This is a genomic window from Pseudothauera nasutitermitis, assembly GCF_004801295.1.
Lineage (GTDB): Bacteria > Pseudomonadota > Gammaproteobacteria > Burkholderiales > Rhodocyclaceae > Pseudothauera > Pseudothauera nasutitermitis.
Map to the genome: position 1 here is coordinate 512,420 of NZ_SSOC01000002.1, position 14,128 is coordinate 526,547.

Here is a 14,128-nt window from a genome sequence, read left to right on the forward strand (position 1 = left end):
GCTCAGCTCCTGCGGATGGCGAAGCTGTTCACATAGTCGTCCGGGCGGCCCGGATCGAAGGGTTTGCCCATGATCTCGATGGCCTTGGACGCGGCCGGCGGCTCCAGGCCGACCTCCTTCATCAGCTTCACCGCGTCGGTGGCGAGGAACACCTCCCTGGCCACGCCGGCGTAGTCGATGTCGCCCTTGATCTGCCCCCAGCGCTTCATCTGGGTGAGGATCCACACCGCGAAGGCGTCGTACGGGAAGGGGTCGAAGTCGATCCGGTTCGGGTCGCGCACCACCTTGCCCAGACCGTCGGCGAAGGTGCCGGTGAGCACCTGCTCCACCACCGTGACCGGCTGGTTGAGATAGTTGGCCGGGGCGATGGCGGCGGCGATTTCCTTGCGGTTTTCGGCCTTGCGGGCATAGGCCGTGGCATCCAGGATGCCCTTCAGCAGCGCCTGATAGGTGTTCGGCATGGTGGTGACGAACTCCTTGCTGGCGGAGAACACGCAGCACGGGTGGCCATCCCAGATTTCCTTGGACAGCAGATGGATGAAGCCCACGCCGTCGTACACCGCGCGCTGGTTGACCGGGTCCGGGGCAAGGAAGCCGTCGATGTTGCCGGCACGCAGGTTGGCGACCATTTCCGGAGGCGGCACGGAACGGATCTGCACGTCGCGGTCCGGGTCGATGCCATGCTCGGCCAGGTAGTAGCGCAGCAGATAGTTGTGCATGGAATAGTCGAAGGGCACGGCGAACTTGAAGCCCTTCCAGTCCTTGGGATCACGCTTGTCCTTGTGCTTCATGGACAGGGTGATGGCCTGGCCGTTGATGTTCTCGACGGCTGGGGCGGTCCAGGGAATCGGGCTGGAGCCGGTGCCGGTGGAGATCGCCAGCGGCATCGGCGAGAGCATGTGCGCCGCGTCGTACTCCTTCGACAGCGCCTTGTCGCGGATCACCGCCCAGCCGGCGGTCTTCACCACTTCCACGTCCAGCCCGTACTTGGCGTAGAAGCCCAGCGGATGCGCCATGATGATGGGCGTGGCGCAGGTGATGGGGATGAAGCCCACCTTCAACTTGGTCTTCTCCAGCGCCCCGCCGCCCTGGGCGAAGGCCTCCTTGGCGGCTGCCAGCGGGAACAGCCCGGCCACCGCGGCCATCGCGGTACTGCCGCCGACCGCCTTCAGGAAACGGCGGCGCACGGCATCCTGCGGGAACAGCGCGCGCATCACCGCGCCCTCCACCACGCGGTCCTGCATCTGGCGTTGCTCCAGCACTTCGGCGGCATCGTGTTCGGCCTGGCTGTGGTGGCGGCCGCAGGCACAGCCACCTCGATGCAGGCGGATCTCGGGATCGAACGGGTTGCGGAAGGCGGACATGTGATCGGCTCCTTGTTCGGATTTCAAGCGGTTTGCAGGCGGGCCGCCGCGGCGGGCGTGGCGTACTCGATGTCGTGTTCGTACTGGGCGTAGGCGCGCTGGTATTCCATGACGCGTGCCACCTCGTGGATGAACTCTGCGCCGTAGCCGGCGCGGCGCAGCAGGTGGAAGCCCAGCTCCATGCCAGCGCTGATGCCGCCTGCGGTGACGATGCGCCCGGCGTCGACCACGCGCGCACGGCTGATGCGGCAGGCCGGAGCGATCTCGGCCAGGCGGTCGATGGGGGTCTTGCCCAGGTGCGAGGACTCCAGCCGGTCCGGCTCCTTGCGGTTGGTAGCGGGCAGGCCGTCAAGCAGGCCCATCGCGCCGTAGATCCACGAGCCGGTGCAGACGCTGGTGAGCAGGCAGTCTTGCGGCAGTGCGCGGATGTAGCCATGCAACTTGCCGTTGTGCATCTCCTGGCGCGTGCCGAAGCCGCCGGGAATCAAGAAGGCGTCGAGCGCGGGCTGATCGCCCAGCGCGTAGCTGGGCAGCACGGTGAAGCCGGCCTGGGTGTGCACCGGGCGCATGGTCTCGGCCATCAGAAACACATCCAGCTCCGGATCGAAGCGCCGCGCCACGGAGAACACCCCATAGGGCGCGGCGTAGTCGATGACTTCGGCGTCCTTGAACACGTACACCCCGAGTCTGAATCCTGCCTTGCGCATCACGGAGAACCTCCTGGAAACTTGCTGGCTGACGGTTCCCATCATCCGCGCCGGGCCGGTGCGGCGGTATCGCGCGATCCGTGATTGTTCTGTAGTGCTGGCACTACACAGCGTGGCCGGCGCGGCGACCGGCTCAGCCCAGCAGATCGTGGCGGTTGGCGTAGTGGAGCAGTTCGACGATGCTGCGCACGCCCAGCTTGTCGAAGATGCGCGCGCGATAGGTGGAGATGGTGTTGCCGGACAGGCTCAGCTGCGCGGCGATGTCCGACACCGAATGGCCGCGCGCCAGCAGTTCCAGCACCTGGAACTCTCGGTTGGAGAGGCTTTCGTGCGGCGCGCGGGCCTCGTCGCTGCGCACGCTGCGGGCCAGCAGCTCGGCGATGGACGGCGTCACATACACGCCGCCGGCGGCCACCCGCTCGATGGCGCCGAACAGCTCGTCCGGCGAGCAGCCCTTGTTCAGGTAGGCGCCTGCCCCGGCACGGATCGCACGCACGGCGAACTGCGATTCCGGGTACACCGAGAGCATCACCACACCCACGGCAGGGAACTCGGCACGCACGTTCTTCAGCACGTCCAGCCCGTCGCGCTCGCCAAGGGCGATGTCCAGCAGCATCACGCGCGGCGCGCGTTCGCGCACCGCACGCAGGGCCGAAGCACCGTCATGGGCCTCACGGATGTCGCCAATGGCCGCATTCTCGGAGAGGATTTGCACCAGCCCGCGGCGGATGATCATGTGGTCGTCCACCACCAGCAGATCGATGCCGCACGCACTCATGCGAGTACTTCCGGCAGGTTCAGGGTTACGCGGGTGCCCCGCCCCGGCCCGCTGTCCATGGCCAGTTGCCCGCCCAGCGCGCGGGCGCGTTCGTGCATGCCCAGCAGGCCGAAGCTGGTGGGCTCGGCCGGCACCCGCATGCCGCATCCGTCGTCGGCCATCTCCAGCACCAGCGCCCGGCCCTCGGCACGCACATCCACGTCCACGCGGCCGGCGGCGGCATGGCGCTGCACGTTGGTGAGCACTTCCTGGGCGATGCGGTAGAGAGCAGTCTCCGCCTCGTGTCCCAGCCGGCACCGCTCTGCCTCCGGTGCCACGCGCAGGCTGCAGCGCAAGCCGGTGCGCGTTTCGGTGTCCTGCAGCAGGTATTCCAGCGCCGCCCACAGGCCCAGATGATCCAGCACGCCGGGGCGCAGGTCGTTGAGAATGCGGCGTACCGCCCCCATCGCCCCTTGGCCGATCTCCAGCGCCGTGTCGATGTGGGTGCGGACCTTCTCGTCGGTGCCCAGGCGCCTGCGCAGCCAATTCAGCTCCAGTTGCATGGCGGTCAGCGAGGCCCCCAGGTCGTCGTGGATGTCGCGGGCGATGTGGGCCCGCTCCTCCTCGCGCACCCGGTTGAGGTGTTCGGAGAGGCGGCGCAGCGCATCGCCGGCCTGGCTCAGGCGCGTGTTGGCCGCCGACAGTTCGGCGGTACGCTCGGCCACCCGGCGTTCCAGTTGTTCGTGTGCGGCGCGCAGCGCGGCCTCGGTGCGCTTGCGCTCGGTGATGTCGTTGAAGGTGACCACCGCCCCCACCACCGCCTCGCCGTCGCGGATCGGGTAGGAAGCATATTCCGCCGGGAACGAGGAGCCGTCGCGCCGCCACAGCACTTCATCCTCCACCCGCACGCCACGCCCTTCCTTGAAAGCCTTGAAAATGCGGCAGTCGTGCACCGGCATCAGGGCGGCATCGGGGTGGGAGTGATGGATCAGGTAGTGCATGTTGCGCCCGAGCACTTCGTCGGGCGTATAGCCGAGAATTTCCGCGCCGGCACCATTGATGAAGATGCAGCGCCCGCGCAGGTCGATGCCGTAGATGCCCTCGCCCGTCGACTCCAGCAGCATCTCGAGCTGGCGCCGCCAGGCAGCGTGGTGGGAAAGATGGTGCAGGTCAGCGAACATGGCGGCTCGGAAAAACGTACCGCCGGTGTTTCGCAAGAACAGTGCCGGAATCGCCGGGAGGCCGTGCTGCGCGGCACGGCACGTTCCTCAGGCGGGCGCGCCCTCGCCCAGGGCACCATTTCGATGCATCGCACCCGGGGCGTGCCTCCGTGCGATGCACGGCGTAAACGCACAACCCCCGGCCGAAGCCGGGGGTTGTGTGGTGCGCGGCCCCGCCGAAGCGGGCCGCAAACGAGGGCTCAGATGCGCTCGAAGATCGCCGCGATGCCCTGGCCGCCGCCGATGCACATGGTCACCAGCGCATAGCGGCCGTTGATGCGCTGCAGCTCGTACACCGCCTTGGTGGCGATGAACGCGCCGGAGCAGCCCACCGGGTGGCCCAGGGCGATGGCGCCGCCGTTGGGGTTGGTCTTCACCGGATCCAGGCCCAGGCCCTTGGAGACGGCGATGGCCTGCGCGGCGAAGGCTTCGTTGGACTCGATGACGTCCATCTGGTCCAGGCTCAGGCCAGCGCGCTTGAGCGCCAGCTTGGAGGCCGGGATCGGGCCTTCGCCCATGACGTCGTTGGGCACGCCGGCGATGGCGTAGGACACCAGACGGGCGATCGGCTTGTAGCCGGCGCTGGCGGCCAGGGCGGCGTCGGCAAGCACGAAGAAGGAGGCGCCGTCGTTGATGCCGGAAGCGTTGCCGGCGGTCACCGTGCCGTCCTTCTTGAAGGCCGGCTTCATCTTGGCCAGCGATTCCAGCGTGGTCGCGCGCGGGTGCTCGTCGGTGTCGAATACGGTCTCGCCCTTGCGGGTCTGCTGCACGATGGGCACGATCTGCGACTTGAAATGGCCGGCGGCGATGGCCGCGGCCGCGCGGTTCTGCGATTCCAGCGCGAAAGCATCCTGCTCTTCGCGGCTGATGCCCCACTTGGTCGCCAGATTTTCGGCGGTGATGCCCATGTGGCCAACGCCGAACGGGTCGGTGAGCACGGAAACCATCATGTCGATGGCCTTGGTGTCACCCATGCGCGCGCCGGTGCGCAGCGCGGGGAGCAGGTAGCCGCCGCGCGACATCACTTCCACGCCGCCGCCGATACCGTAGTCGGCGTCGCCCAGCAGGATGGACTGGGCGGTGGACACGATGGCCTGCAGGCCGGAGGAACACAGGCGGTTGACCTGCATGGCCACGGATTCGTACGGCAGGCCGGCCTGGATGGAAGCCAGGCGCGGCACGTAGGCGTAGCGCGCCTCGGTGGGAATGCAGTTGCCCACGGTCACGTAGCTGATCTGCTGGGGGTCGACGCCGGAGCGGGCAATCGCCTCGCGCATCACGGTACCGGCCAGATCTGCGGGTTCGATGTTGCTCAGCGAGCCGCCGAAACCACCGATTGCGGAGCGCACCGCGCTCAAAACCACCACTTCACGATTTGCCATCTGATACTCCCTCCAGGTCAATCAACCGCCGACCCAGCCGGCAATGCCGACCAGCGCCAGCAACAACAGGCAGAGCAGCAAGGCGCGCCAGACCAGGCCCACCGTGCTCTGCATGTAATCGGCATCGGCTTCCTCGCCGATCCCCATTTCCGGCCGTTCGAGCACCTCGCCCGAGCGGTGTACCGGCATGCCCAGCCGCACGCCCATGGCCCCGCCCCCGCTCGCGAGGAGTATACCGGAGGCCTTGTCGGCCCAAAGCATGGCCTGGGTACGCCAGCAGAACACCGCGTCCTCGAAGTCGCCGACCACCGAGAACGACGCGGCGGTGAGGCGTACCGGAACGAAATCGATCACCTCGAAGGCACGCCGCGCGAAGCTGCCGAACTCGCCGAATTCCGCATCGCGCCGCTCGCCCCATTCCTCGGCGAAGTGGCGCGCGAGGCGGTACAGCACCGCGCCGGCGGGCCCCGGCAGCACGATGAACCAGAACACTACACCGAATACGTTACGGTGCGCGGACACCAGCGCCTGCTCGATGGCCAGGCGGGCCACCTCGCTGGAGCTGGCCTCCTGATACTGGCCGCCGCGCCATTCGCCGAGCAGCACGCGGGCGCGGTCCAGTTCGCCCATGCGCAGGGCGAGATGGATGTCGGTGAAGAAATGGCTTTCCTGCCGGAAGCCCATGGTGAGGTAGAGCACGCCGACGTTGAAGGCGAAGGCGAACAGCGGGTGGATCTCGCAGAGCAGCCAGTACACCAGCACGGTCGCCAGCGTGCCGAGGCTGACCACCAGCCACCAGGCGACGCGCCCGTTGCGGGCCTGGCCGTCGTTGAAACGCTCGGTCAACAGCGCGGACAACCGGCGCAGCGGGTCCAGGACAAACTGCTGCACCGGCAGCGGACGCACCTGCTCGATCAGCAGGGCAACGATCAGCGAGAAGAGCGTCATTCGGGGTCGTCGGGGGTGGTATCGGGCCGCCGGCCCGCGCATGCGAGCCTTGCGCCGACGATACCACAACTGGGCGTCGGATAATCGCGCGGTGCGATGCCAATGCCCTGTTCATGCGGCTTCGCACACGAAGGCGGGGCATCCGGACGACGTTTCCGATGAAGACCGGCGGGTAAACGTGCGCGGGGCGCACGGCACCGGCGATCAGGCCGGCGCCGTGCGCCCCGCGTGTTTTCCTCGCCTGCTCAGTCGCGGAAGTTGCCGTACTGCAGCGGGAAATCGGTGATTTCCTTGCGCACCAGCGCGATGGCTTCCTGCAGGACATCGCGCTTGGCGCCCGACACCCGCACCGCGTCGCCCTGGATGGCGGCCTGCACCTTGAGCTTGCTGTCCTTGAGCAGCTTGACGATCTTCTTCGCCATGTCCTGCTCGACGCCCACGCGCACCTTCACTTCCTGCTTGACCTTGTTGCCGGAGACCTTCTGCACGTCGCCGTAGTCCAGGCAGCGCACATCGACCTTCTTGCCGGTCATCTCGGGCAGCAGCACGGCGGTCATCTGTTCCAGCTGGAACTGGCTGTCGGCGTGCAGGGTGAGCAGCTTGTCCACCTGCTCGATGCGCGCATCGCTGCCCTTGAAGTCGTAGCGGTTGGCGATCTTGCGGTTGGCCACGTCGACCGCGTTGCGCAACGCGACCTCATCGACCTCGGACATGATGTCGAAAGACGGCATGCTCCCCTCCCCGGCTCAGCCGAAATGGCAGACGTAGTGGTAGGGCTCGTCCGCCACCTCGATGTCGAAGGCGGAATTGCCCGGCACCGCGAAGGATTCGCCTGCGCCGTAGGTCTTCCACGCACTCTCACCCTTCAGGCGAACGCGGCAGTTGCCGCCCACGCCTTCCATGATCTCCGGCGCACCGGTATTGAAGGTGAGGCTGGCCGGCAGGATCACGCCCACCGACTTCCTCGTGCCGTCGGCCAGCACGATGGAATGGCTGACGCACTTGCCGTCGAAATACACGTTGGCCTTGGTGGTGACGGCGACGCCGTCGAACTTCTCAGTCACGCTCATTGTTCGTTCCGTTCTACTCGATGCCCATGAACTTCTGGATCAGGGCCTTGGAAACAAAACCGACGAAACCCAGCCCCAGACCGATGAACATCCACATCGCACCGTACTTGCCCGCCTTCGACTCCTTCGCCAGGTTGCCGATGATGAACAGCATGTACAGGATCAGTACGGTGAAACCGACCTTGAGGGAGATGGACTCGAACTCTTCCAGGGTCAGACCGAAGAGGAAGATGTCGCTTTCCATGCCGGTACCCGCCTCAACCCCGCTTGGCCTTCGCGTTGGCCGCGATGCGCATGCGCAGCGCGTTCAGGCGGATGAAGCCGTGCGCGTCCTTCTGGTTGTAGGCGCCGGCATCGTCCTCGAAGGTGGCGATGGTCGGATCGAACAGCGAGTCGGTCTTGGAGTCGCGTCCGGTGACGATCACGTTGCCCTTGTACAGCTTGATGCGCACCCAGCCATTGACGGTCTGCTGGGTATGGTCGATCAGCGCCTGCAGGGCCTGGCGCTCCGGGCTCCACCAGTAGCCGTTGTAGATCATGCTGGCGTAGCGCGGCATCAGGTCGTCCTTGAGGTGGGCGACTTCGCGGTCCAGGGTGATGGATTCGATGGCGCGGTGGGCGCGCAGCAGGATGGTGCCCCCCGGGGTTTCGTAGCAGCCGCGGCTCTTCATGCCGACGTAGCGGTTTTCCACCAGATCCAGGCGGCCGATGCCGTGCTTGCCGCCCAGTTCGTTGAGCCTGGCGAGCAGTTCGTGCGCCTTCATGCGGGTGCCGTTGATGGCCACCAGATCGCCCTTCTCGAATTCCAGGTCGACATATTCGGCGGCATCCGGCGCAGCTTCCGGCGACACGGTCCAGCGCCACATGTCTTCCTCGGCCTCGGCGGCCGGATTTTCCAGGTGGCGGCCCTCGAAGGAGATGTGCAGCAGGTTGGCGTCCATCGAGTACGGCGAGCCGCCCTGCTTGTGCTTCATCTCGATGGGAATGCCGGCCTTCTCGGCGTAGGCGAGCAGTTTCTCGCGCGACAGCAGATCCCATTCGCGCCACGGGGCGATCACCTTCACGCCCGGCATCAGCGCGTAGTAACCCAGTTCGAAGCGCACCTGGTCGTTGCCCTTGCCGGTGGCGCCGTGCGACACGGCATCCGCGCCGGTGGCACGGGCGATCTCGATCTGGCGCTTGGCGATCAGCGGACGGGCGATGGAGGTGCCCAGCAGGTACTCGCCTTCATAGACGGTGTTGGCGCGGAACATCGGGAAGACGAAGTCACGCACGAATTCTTCGCGCAGGTCGTCGATGAAGATGTTTTCCGGCTTGATGCCGAACTTCAGCGCCTTCTGGCGCGCCGGCTCCAGCTCCTCGCCCTGGCCCAGGTCGGCGGTGAAGGTCACCACCTCACACTGGTAGGTGTCCTGCAGCCATTTCAGGATCACCGAGGTATCCAGCCCGCCCGAGTAGGCGAGCACCACTTTGTTCACGTCGCTCATGCTCTTTCCCTGTCTTCTGCTGTGTTGCCGACGCCCGCGCCCGCAGGCACCGTGATATTCACGTAGGAGCGGGGCTTGCCCGCGATTCGTTGGCAAGCCGAACGCCGAATCGCGGGCAAGCCCGCTCCTACCGGTTAGTTCGCCTCCGCCCGGCCGAGCACCAGATACTCCATCAACGCCTTCTGCGCGTGCAGGCGATTCTCAGCCTCGTCCCACACCACCGATTGCGGGCCGTCGATGACCTCGGCGGTGACTTCCTCGCCCCGGTGGGCCGGCAGGCAGTGCATGAACAAGACATCCGGCGCGGCCACGGCCATCATTTCGGCATCCACGCACCAGTCGGCGAAAGCCTTCATGCGTGCTTCGTTCTCCGCTTCGTACCCCATCGAGGTCCACACGTCGGTGGTCACCAGATGCGCACCCTTGCAGGCTTCCAGCGGATCGGCGAACTGCTCGAAGTGGCCGGTGCCGTGCAGGCCGGCGCGCTCCGGCTCCACCTCGTAACCCGGCGGCGTGGAGACGTGCACCTTGAAGTCAAGCAACTCGGCGGCCTGCAGCCAGGTGTTGCACATGTTGTTGGAGTCGCCCACCCAGGCCACCGTCCTGCCCTGGATGGGGCCGCGGTGCTCGATGTAGGTGTAGATATCGGCGAGGATCTGGCAGGGATGGTATTCGTTGGTCAGCCCGTTGATCACCGGCACGCGCGAGTTGGCGGCGAAGCGCTCGATGATGTCCTGCTCGAAGGTGCGGATCATCACCAGGTCGCTCATGCGCGAGATGACCTGCGCGGCGTCCTCCACCGGCTCGCCGCGCCCCAGCTGGGAGTCGCGCGTGTTCAGGTAGATGGCCGAACCGCCGAGCTGCTGCATGCCGGCTTCGAAGGACAGCCGCGTGCGCGTGCTGGCCTTCTCGAAGATCATCACCAGGCTGCGGTCGAACAGCGCATGGTGCGGCTCGTAGCGCTTGTACTTGTCCTTGATCCAGCGGATGCGCTCGAACAGGTAATCGTACTCGTCGCGGGTGAAATCCTTGAATTGCAGGTAGTGCTTGAGTGCCGTCATCGGTTTCCAGCCTTCCTCATTGCGCCAGAAAGTCGCGCACCACCGGGGCGAGCAGGCTCACCAGCGCCTGCGCGTCGTCCTTGCTGAAGATCAGCGGCGGCAGCAGGCGGACCACCCGCTCGGCGGTGACGTTGATCAGCACGCCGGCTTCCAGCGCCTTGCCGACCAGCACGCCGCAGGGACGGTCCAGTTCGATGCCCAGCATCAGGCCGCGGCCGCGGATATCCACCACGCCCGGCACGCCGGCCAGCGCTTCGGCGAAGCCCTTGCGGATTGCCGCGCCGACTTCCTCGGCGTTGGCCATCAGGCCGTCGGACTCGATGACCTCCAGCGTGGTCAGGCCGGCCGCGCAGGCCAGCGGATTGCCGCCGAAGGTGGAGCCATGGTTGCCCGGGCCGAACAGGCCCTTGGCCAGGCCGGCGGTCAGGCAGGCGCCGATCGGCACGCCCGAGCCCAGGCCCTTGGCCAGCGTCATCACATCGGGCTGCACCCCGGCATGCTGCCAGCCGAACCACTGACCGGTACGGCCGACGCCGCACTGCACCTCGTCGCAGATCAGCAGCCAGCCGCGCTGGTCGCAGATCTCGCGCAGTTCGCGCTGGAACCGGTCGTCAGCGATATTGATGCCGCCCTCGCCCTGGATCATCTCGAGCATCACGGCGACCACGTTGTGATTGTGCTCGGCGACCGAGCGGATGGCATCGATGTCCTTGTACGGCACGCGCACGAAACCGCTCACCAGCGGCTCGAAGCCAGCCTGCACCTTGCGGTTGCCGGTTGCCGACAGGGTCGCCAGGGTACGCCCGTGGAAAGCGTTCTCCATGACGATGATGGTGGGCAGCTCAATGCCCTTGCGATGGCCGTGGAAGCGCGCCAGCTTGATCGCCGCCTCGTTCGCCTCACAGCCGGAATTGCTGAAGAACACCTCGTCCATGCCGGACAGCGCGGCCAGGCGGTCAGCCAGGCGCTCCTGCAGCGGAATGCGGTACACGTTGGAAGTATGCAGGACACGGCCGGCCTGCTCGGCAATGGCCTTCACCAGACGCGGATGGTTGTGCCCGAGCGTGGACACTGCGATCCCGGAGAGGGCATCCAGGTAGCGTTTGCCGGCCTCATCGTGGATCCACGCGCCGTCGCCGTGCGTGAAGGCCACGGGCAACCTGGCGTAGGTGTTCATCAGATGCGACATGGAAAACCCCGACAAAGAGGAACCATAAAACGCACACGGCGGCTGAAGCCGCCGTGTGCAGGGCAAGGCAAGGATGGTAAGGGAATCCGCGCGGGTTGTATATATTGCCCCCGCAGGGCCGCCCGGCGCGGCGCGCGGCATCGAGCGCGGCGCTTTTTCTGTTAGAATCCGCCGGCCTCGCGAGGCGCGCCCTATAACAACAGCGCCCGCGACCGACTCCAGATGTCCGCACCAATGCGAGCTATGAATCAGAAGATCGAAAGCTTCGTCATCATCGGGGTCACGAGAGAGGGAAAGACATTCCGCCCCAGCGACTGGGCGGACCGCCTGTGCGGCATCATGTCGGCCTTCGGTGCCGACCACCGCATGACGTATTCCCCCTACGTGCGCCCCGGCTGCACCCTGAAAGGCGCCAAGACGGTCCTCGTCGATGCCCGGCTCTACGACATCGAGCCGCTGGCCTACAAGTTCCTGATCAATTTCGCCAACGACAACAACCTGCAGATGGAACCGTTCGACCTCTGAGGTCGACTCCGTCTCCCCCTGGCGCCACCGTGCCACGGCGGACCTGCGGAAAACAAAACGGCGACCCTCGGGTCGCCGTTTTGACATACCGGAGAACCAGTCTGGTTCAGGCGGCAGCCATTGCCTTGATCGCGGCCGACAGGCGGCTCTTGTGGCGAGCGGCCTTGTTCTTGTGGATGATCTTCTTGTCGGCGATGCTGTCGATGGTGCTTTCGGAGATGCGGAACACCGATTGAGCCGCCGCCTTGTCGCCACCCACGATGGCCTTGCGAACGGCCTTGATCGCGGTACGCAAACGAGAGCGCAGGCTGGCGTTATGGGCGCGAGCCTTGACCGCCTGACGGGCACGCTTGCGGGCTTGTGCGGAGTTGGCCATAAGATTTACTTCCGTGTTCGGGTTTAGAAAACACGCGATTCTAACTGCCGCCCAGGCCCAGCGCAAGGCCTTTCATGACGAAAAGGACCCGTACGCCGCGATTGGAAGCCCTTCGCCAGCGGCGCATAATCGCCGCACCGCGCCTCCCGCCCGCTCCATGCCCGCCATCCTGTATCAAGACGCCCACCTGGTCGCACTCCACAAGCCGTCCGGCATGCTCGTGCACCGTTCCAAGCTCGACGCGCACGAAACCCGCTTCGCCGTGCAATGGCTGCGCGACCGCCTCGGCCGCCAGGTGCATCCCGTGCATCGGCTGGACAAGGGCACATCGGGCGTGCTGCTGTTCGCCCTCGACCGCGACACCCTGGCGCGTCTCGCCAGCCAGTTCGAAACCCGCGCGGTGGGCAAGCGCTATGTGGCCGTCGTACGCGGCCACCCACCCGAGGCCGGCCTGATCGACCATGCGCTGAGCCGCCGCTTCGACGATGCCGAACGCGCCGCCGCCGAACTGCCCGGCGCACCACAGCCCGCGCTCACCCGCTACCGCCGCCTGGCGACTGCCGAACTGCCGCATTGCGTAGACCGCTATCCCACCAGCCGCTACGCCCTGCTCGAACTGTGCCCGGAAACCGGACGGCGCCACCAGCTGCGCCGCCATCTGAAGCACATCGCCCACCCCATCATCGGCGACGCCACCTTCGGCAAGGGCCTGCACAACCGCCTGTTCCAGCAACTGTTCGACAGCCACCGCATGCTGCTGGCGTGCACCGAACTGACGCTGCGCCATCCGTGGAGCGCTGCCCCGCTTTGCCTGCGTGCCCCGCTCGACGACAGCTTCATGCGGGTGATCGACGCGCTGGGCTGGCGCGGTGCCGTGCCCGGCGGACTTCCAGCTGACATCGAAACATAGCAGAATGATCCGTTCCGCAAGCCCCACGTTTTCACCGAGACCCACATGAATCGCCTGCTTCAAGTCCGCGCCCTGGGCCAGCAGATCTGGCTGGACAACCTTTCCCGCACGCTGATCCGCGACGGCCACCTGGCCCGCTTCGTCCGCGAGGACGGGGTAACCGGGGTCACCACCAATCCGGCCATCTTCCACAAGGCGATCGCCGACGGGCGGTATTACGAAGAAGACCTCGCCGCGCTGAAATCCCGCCCGGGCGAAGCCGAGGCGCGTTATGAGGCGCTGGTGATTCCCGACGTGCGCGCGGCCTGCGATCTGCTGCGGGCGACCTGGGAGCAGAGCGCCGGCGAGCTTGGCTATGTCAGCCTGGAAGTATCCCCCGCACTGGCGCACGATCGCGCCGGCACACTGGCCGCCGGCCTGCGCCTGCGTGAAGCGGTGGCACGCGACAATCTGCTGATCAAGGTGCCGGCCACATCGGCGGGCCTCGGCGCCATCGAGGATCTGATCGCCCACGGCGTCAGCGTCAATGTCACCCTGCTGTTCTCGCTCACGCACTGCGACGCGGTGGCCAAAGCCTATCTGCGCGGCCTCGAACGCCTGCACGCGGCGGGCGGCGACCTTGGGCGCGTGTACTCGGTGGCCAGCCTGTTCCTCAGCCGGGTGGATTCGCTGATCGACCCGCAACTCGCCGCGCACGGCCCGGCCGGTGCGGCACTGGCCGGCAAGACCGCCGTGGCGATGGCCAGGCTGGCCTATGCGCGCTATCGGGCGCGCTTCCACGGCAGTGCGTTCGACGCCTTGCGCACATCGGGAGCACGCCCGCAATACATGCTGTGGGCGAGCACGGGCACCAAGAACCCGGCTTACAGCGACCTGCTGTACGTGGAACCGTTGATCGGCGCGGAAACGGTGAACACCCTGCCCGACGCCACGCTCGCCGCGCTCATCGATCACGGCCAGGTGGCGGCCACGCTGGACAGCGGCGTGGACGCGGCGCACGCGACCTTCGCCGCCCTCGGCGCGCTGGGGATCGACCTGGACGAAGCTGGCGAGCGCCTGCAGACCGAAGGGCTGCGGCAGTTCGAGGAAGCCTTTTCCCGCCTGCTCACGCTGACTGCCGACTGAACACGCG

At 66.5% G+C, this 14,128-nt stretch carries 16 protein-coding genes; 3 read left to right on the forward strand and 13 right to left on the reverse strand.

Features of this window, described 5'->3' with window-relative positions; all coding sequences use genetic code 11:
• Positions 1 to 2: 2 nt before the first annotated feature.
• The 12 genes from E6C76_RS06485 to E6C76_RS06540 all read right to left on the reverse strand — a co-directional run bounded on the left by E6C76_RS06485 (position 3) and on the right by E6C76_RS06540 (position 11,185).
• The gene (locus tag E6C76_RS06485; RefSeq protein WP_136347423.1) at positions 3 to 1,364 is read right to left on the reverse strand and encodes a CmpA/NrtA family ABC transporter substrate-binding protein; all 1,362 of its coding nucleotides are present in this window, start codon (positions 1,362 to 1,364) and stop codon (positions 3 to 5) included.
• A 23-nt stretch (positions 1,365 to 1,387) separates the two neighbouring features.
• Complete coding sequence (locus E6C76_RS06490) at positions 1,388 to 2,071, reverse strand: DJ-1/PfpI family protein (RefSeq protein ID WP_230976187.1); 684 nt, start codon at positions 2,069 to 2,071, stop codon at positions 1,388 to 1,390.
• Between the two features lie 133 nt (positions 2,072 to 2,204).
• Positions 2,205 to 2,849, reverse strand: coding sequence for a response regulator (locus tag E6C76_RS06495; protein WP_136347425.1), 645 nt, complete (start codon positions 2,847 to 2,849; stop codon positions 2,205 to 2,207).
• Positions 2,846 to 4,009, reverse strand: coding sequence for a PAS domain-containing sensor histidine kinase (locus E6C76_RS06500; RefSeq protein WP_136347426.1), 1,164 nt, complete (start codon positions 4,007 to 4,009; stop codon positions 2,846 to 2,848). The genes E6C76_RS06495 and E6C76_RS06500 overlap by 4 nt, the downstream gene beginning before the upstream one ends.
• Before the next feature lie 239 nt (positions 4,010 to 4,248).
• On the reverse strand, positions 4,249 to 5,430 hold the full coding sequence (locus E6C76_RS06505; RefSeq protein WP_136347427.1) for an acetyl-CoA C-acyltransferase family protein: 1,182 nt from the start codon (positions 5,428 to 5,430) through the stop codon (positions 4,249 to 4,251).
• A 21-nt stretch (positions 5,431 to 5,451) separates the two neighbouring features.
• The gene (locus E6C76_RS06510) at positions 5,452 to 6,378 is read right to left on the reverse strand and encodes a CobD/CbiB family protein (RefSeq protein WP_136347428.1); all 927 of its coding nucleotides are present in this window, start codon (positions 6,376 to 6,378) and stop codon (positions 5,452 to 5,454) included.
• A gap of 245 nt (positions 6,379 to 6,623) precedes the next feature.
• Positions 6,624 to 7,109 carry a YajQ family cyclic di-GMP-binding protein gene (locus E6C76_RS06515; protein ID WP_136347429.1) on the reverse strand — a complete coding sequence of 162 codons (486 nt, stop codon included), beginning with the start codon at positions 7,107 to 7,109 and terminating at the stop codon, positions 6,624 to 6,626.
• A gap of 15 nt (positions 7,110 to 7,124) precedes the next feature.
• Positions 7,125 to 7,448: a pyrimidine/purine nucleoside phosphorylase gene (gene ppnP / locus E6C76_RS06520; RefSeq protein WP_136347430.1), complete on the reverse strand. Its 324-nt coding sequence runs from the start codon at positions 7,446 to 7,448 to the stop codon at positions 7,125 to 7,127.
• A gap of 13 nt (positions 7,449 to 7,461) precedes the next feature.
• A complete protein-coding gene (locus E6C76_RS06525) occupies positions 7,462 to 7,692 on the reverse strand; it encodes a DUF2788 domain-containing protein (protein WP_136347431.1) in 231 nt (76 codons plus the stop codon).
• A gap of 13 nt (positions 7,693 to 7,705) precedes the next feature.
• Positions 7,706 to 8,935, reverse strand: coding sequence for an argininosuccinate synthase (locus E6C76_RS06530; protein WP_136347432.1), 1,230 nt, complete (start codon positions 8,933 to 8,935; stop codon positions 7,706 to 7,708).
• Positions 8,936 to 9,069: 134 nt separating this feature from the next.
• Positions 9,070 to 9,996, reverse strand: a complete 927-nt coding sequence (gene argF, locus E6C76_RS06535; protein ID WP_136347433.1) for an ornithine carbamoyltransferase — start codon at positions 9,994 to 9,996, stop codon at positions 9,070 to 9,072.
• A 16-nt stretch (positions 9,997 to 10,012) separates the two neighbouring features.
• Positions 10,013 to 11,185, reverse strand: coding sequence for an aspartate aminotransferase family protein (locus tag E6C76_RS06540; RefSeq protein WP_136347434.1), 1,173 nt, complete (start codon positions 11,183 to 11,185; stop codon positions 10,013 to 10,015).
• Positions 11,186 to 11,428: 243 nt separating this feature from the next.
• Here E6C76_RS06540 and E6C76_RS06545 point away from each other — a divergent pair, with 243 nt between their 5' ends.
• Positions 11,429 to 11,710, forward strand: a complete 282-nt coding sequence (locus tag E6C76_RS06545) for a DUF3579 domain-containing protein (RefSeq protein ID WP_136347435.1) — start codon at positions 11,429 to 11,431, stop codon at positions 11,708 to 11,710.
• Positions 11,711 to 11,816: 106 nt separating this feature from the next.
• Here the strand turns inward: E6C76_RS06545 and rpsT are convergent, their stop codons facing one another.
• Positions 11,817 to 12,086: a 30S ribosomal protein S20 gene (rpsT, locus tag E6C76_RS06550; protein WP_136347436.1), complete on the reverse strand. Its 270-nt coding sequence runs from the start codon at positions 12,084 to 12,086 to the stop codon at positions 11,817 to 11,819.
• 157 nt (positions 12,087 to 12,243) lie between these two features.
• Here rpsT and E6C76_RS06555 point away from each other — a divergent pair, with 157 nt between their 5' ends.
• Both E6C76_RS06555 and tal read left to right on the forward strand, forming a co-directional pair.
• Positions 12,244 to 12,996 (forward strand): pseudouridine synthase, encoded by a 753-nt coding sequence (locus E6C76_RS06555; protein WP_136347437.1) that lies wholly within the window; start codon positions 12,244 to 12,246, stop codon positions 12,994 to 12,996.
• Between the two features lie 45 nt (positions 12,997 to 13,041).
• Positions 13,042 to 14,121, forward strand: a complete 1,080-nt coding sequence (gene tal, locus E6C76_RS06560) for a transaldolase (protein ID WP_136347438.1) — start codon at positions 13,042 to 13,044, stop codon at positions 14,119 to 14,121.
• The last annotated feature ends 7 nt before the right edge of the window (positions 14,122 to 14,128 follow it).

What these genes read in the sequence shown, in the direction of transcription:
- E6C76_RS06485 (WP_136347423.1), bottom strand. Translation starts at nt 1,364, where the DNA reads ATGTCCGCCTTCCGCAACCCGTTCGATCCCGAGATCCGCCTGCATCGA.
- E6C76_RS06490 (WP_230976187.1), bottom strand. Translation starts at nt 2,071, where the DNA reads ATGCGCAAGGCAGGATTCAGACTCGGGGTGTACGTGTTCAAGGACGCC.
- E6C76_RS06495 (WP_136347425.1), bottom strand. Translation starts at nt 2,849, where the DNA reads ATGAGTGCGTGCGGCATCGATCTGCTGGTGGTGGACGACCACATGATC.
- E6C76_RS06500 (WP_136347426.1), bottom strand. Translation starts at nt 4,009, where the DNA reads ATGTTCGCTGACCTGCACCATCTTTCCCACCACGCTGCCTGGCGGCGC.
- E6C76_RS06505 (WP_136347427.1), bottom strand. Translation starts at nt 5,430, where the DNA reads ATGGCAAATCGTGAAGTGGTGGTTTTGAGCGCGGTGCGCTCCGCAATC.
- E6C76_RS06510 (WP_136347428.1), bottom strand. Translation starts at nt 6,378, where the DNA reads ATGACGCTCTTCTCGCTGATCGTTGCCCTGCTGATCGAGCAGGTGCGT.
- E6C76_RS06515 (WP_136347429.1), bottom strand. Translation starts at nt 7,109, where the DNA reads ATGCCGTCTTTCGACATCATGTCCGAGGTCGATGAGGTCGCGTTGCGC.
- ppnP (WP_136347430.1), bottom strand. Translation starts at nt 7,448, where the DNA reads ATGAGCGTGACTGAGAAGTTCGACGGCGTCGCCGTCACCACCAAGGCC.
- E6C76_RS06525 (WP_136347431.1), bottom strand. Translation starts at nt 7,692, where the DNA reads ATGGAAAGCGACATCTTCCTCTTCGGTCTGACCCTGGAAGAGTTCGAG.
- E6C76_RS06530 (WP_136347432.1), bottom strand. Translation starts at nt 8,935, where the DNA reads ATGAGCGACGTGAACAAAGTGGTGCTCGCCTACTCGGGCGGGCTGGAT.
- argF (WP_136347433.1), bottom strand. Translation starts at nt 9,996, where the DNA reads ATGACGGCACTCAAGCACTACCTGCAATTCAAGGATTTCACCCGCGAC.
- E6C76_RS06540 (WP_136347434.1), bottom strand. Translation starts at nt 11,185, where the DNA reads ATGTCGCATCTGATGAACACCTACGCCAGGTTGCCCGTGGCCTTCACG.
- E6C76_RS06545 (WP_136347435.1), top strand. Translation starts at nt 11,429, where the DNA reads ATGAATCAGAAGATCGAAAGCTTCGTCATCATCGGGGTCACGAGAGAG.
- rpsT (WP_136347436.1), bottom strand. Translation starts at nt 12,086, where the DNA reads ATGGCCAACTCCGCACAAGCCCGCAAGCGTGCCCGTCAGGCGGTCAAG.
- E6C76_RS06555 (WP_136347437.1), top strand. Translation starts at nt 12,244, where the DNA reads ATGCCCGCCATCCTGTATCAAGACGCCCACCTGGTCGCACTCCACAAG.
- tal (WP_136347438.1), top strand. Translation starts at nt 13,042, where the DNA reads ATGAATCGCCTGCTTCAAGTCCGCGCCCTGGGCCAGCAGATCTGGCTG.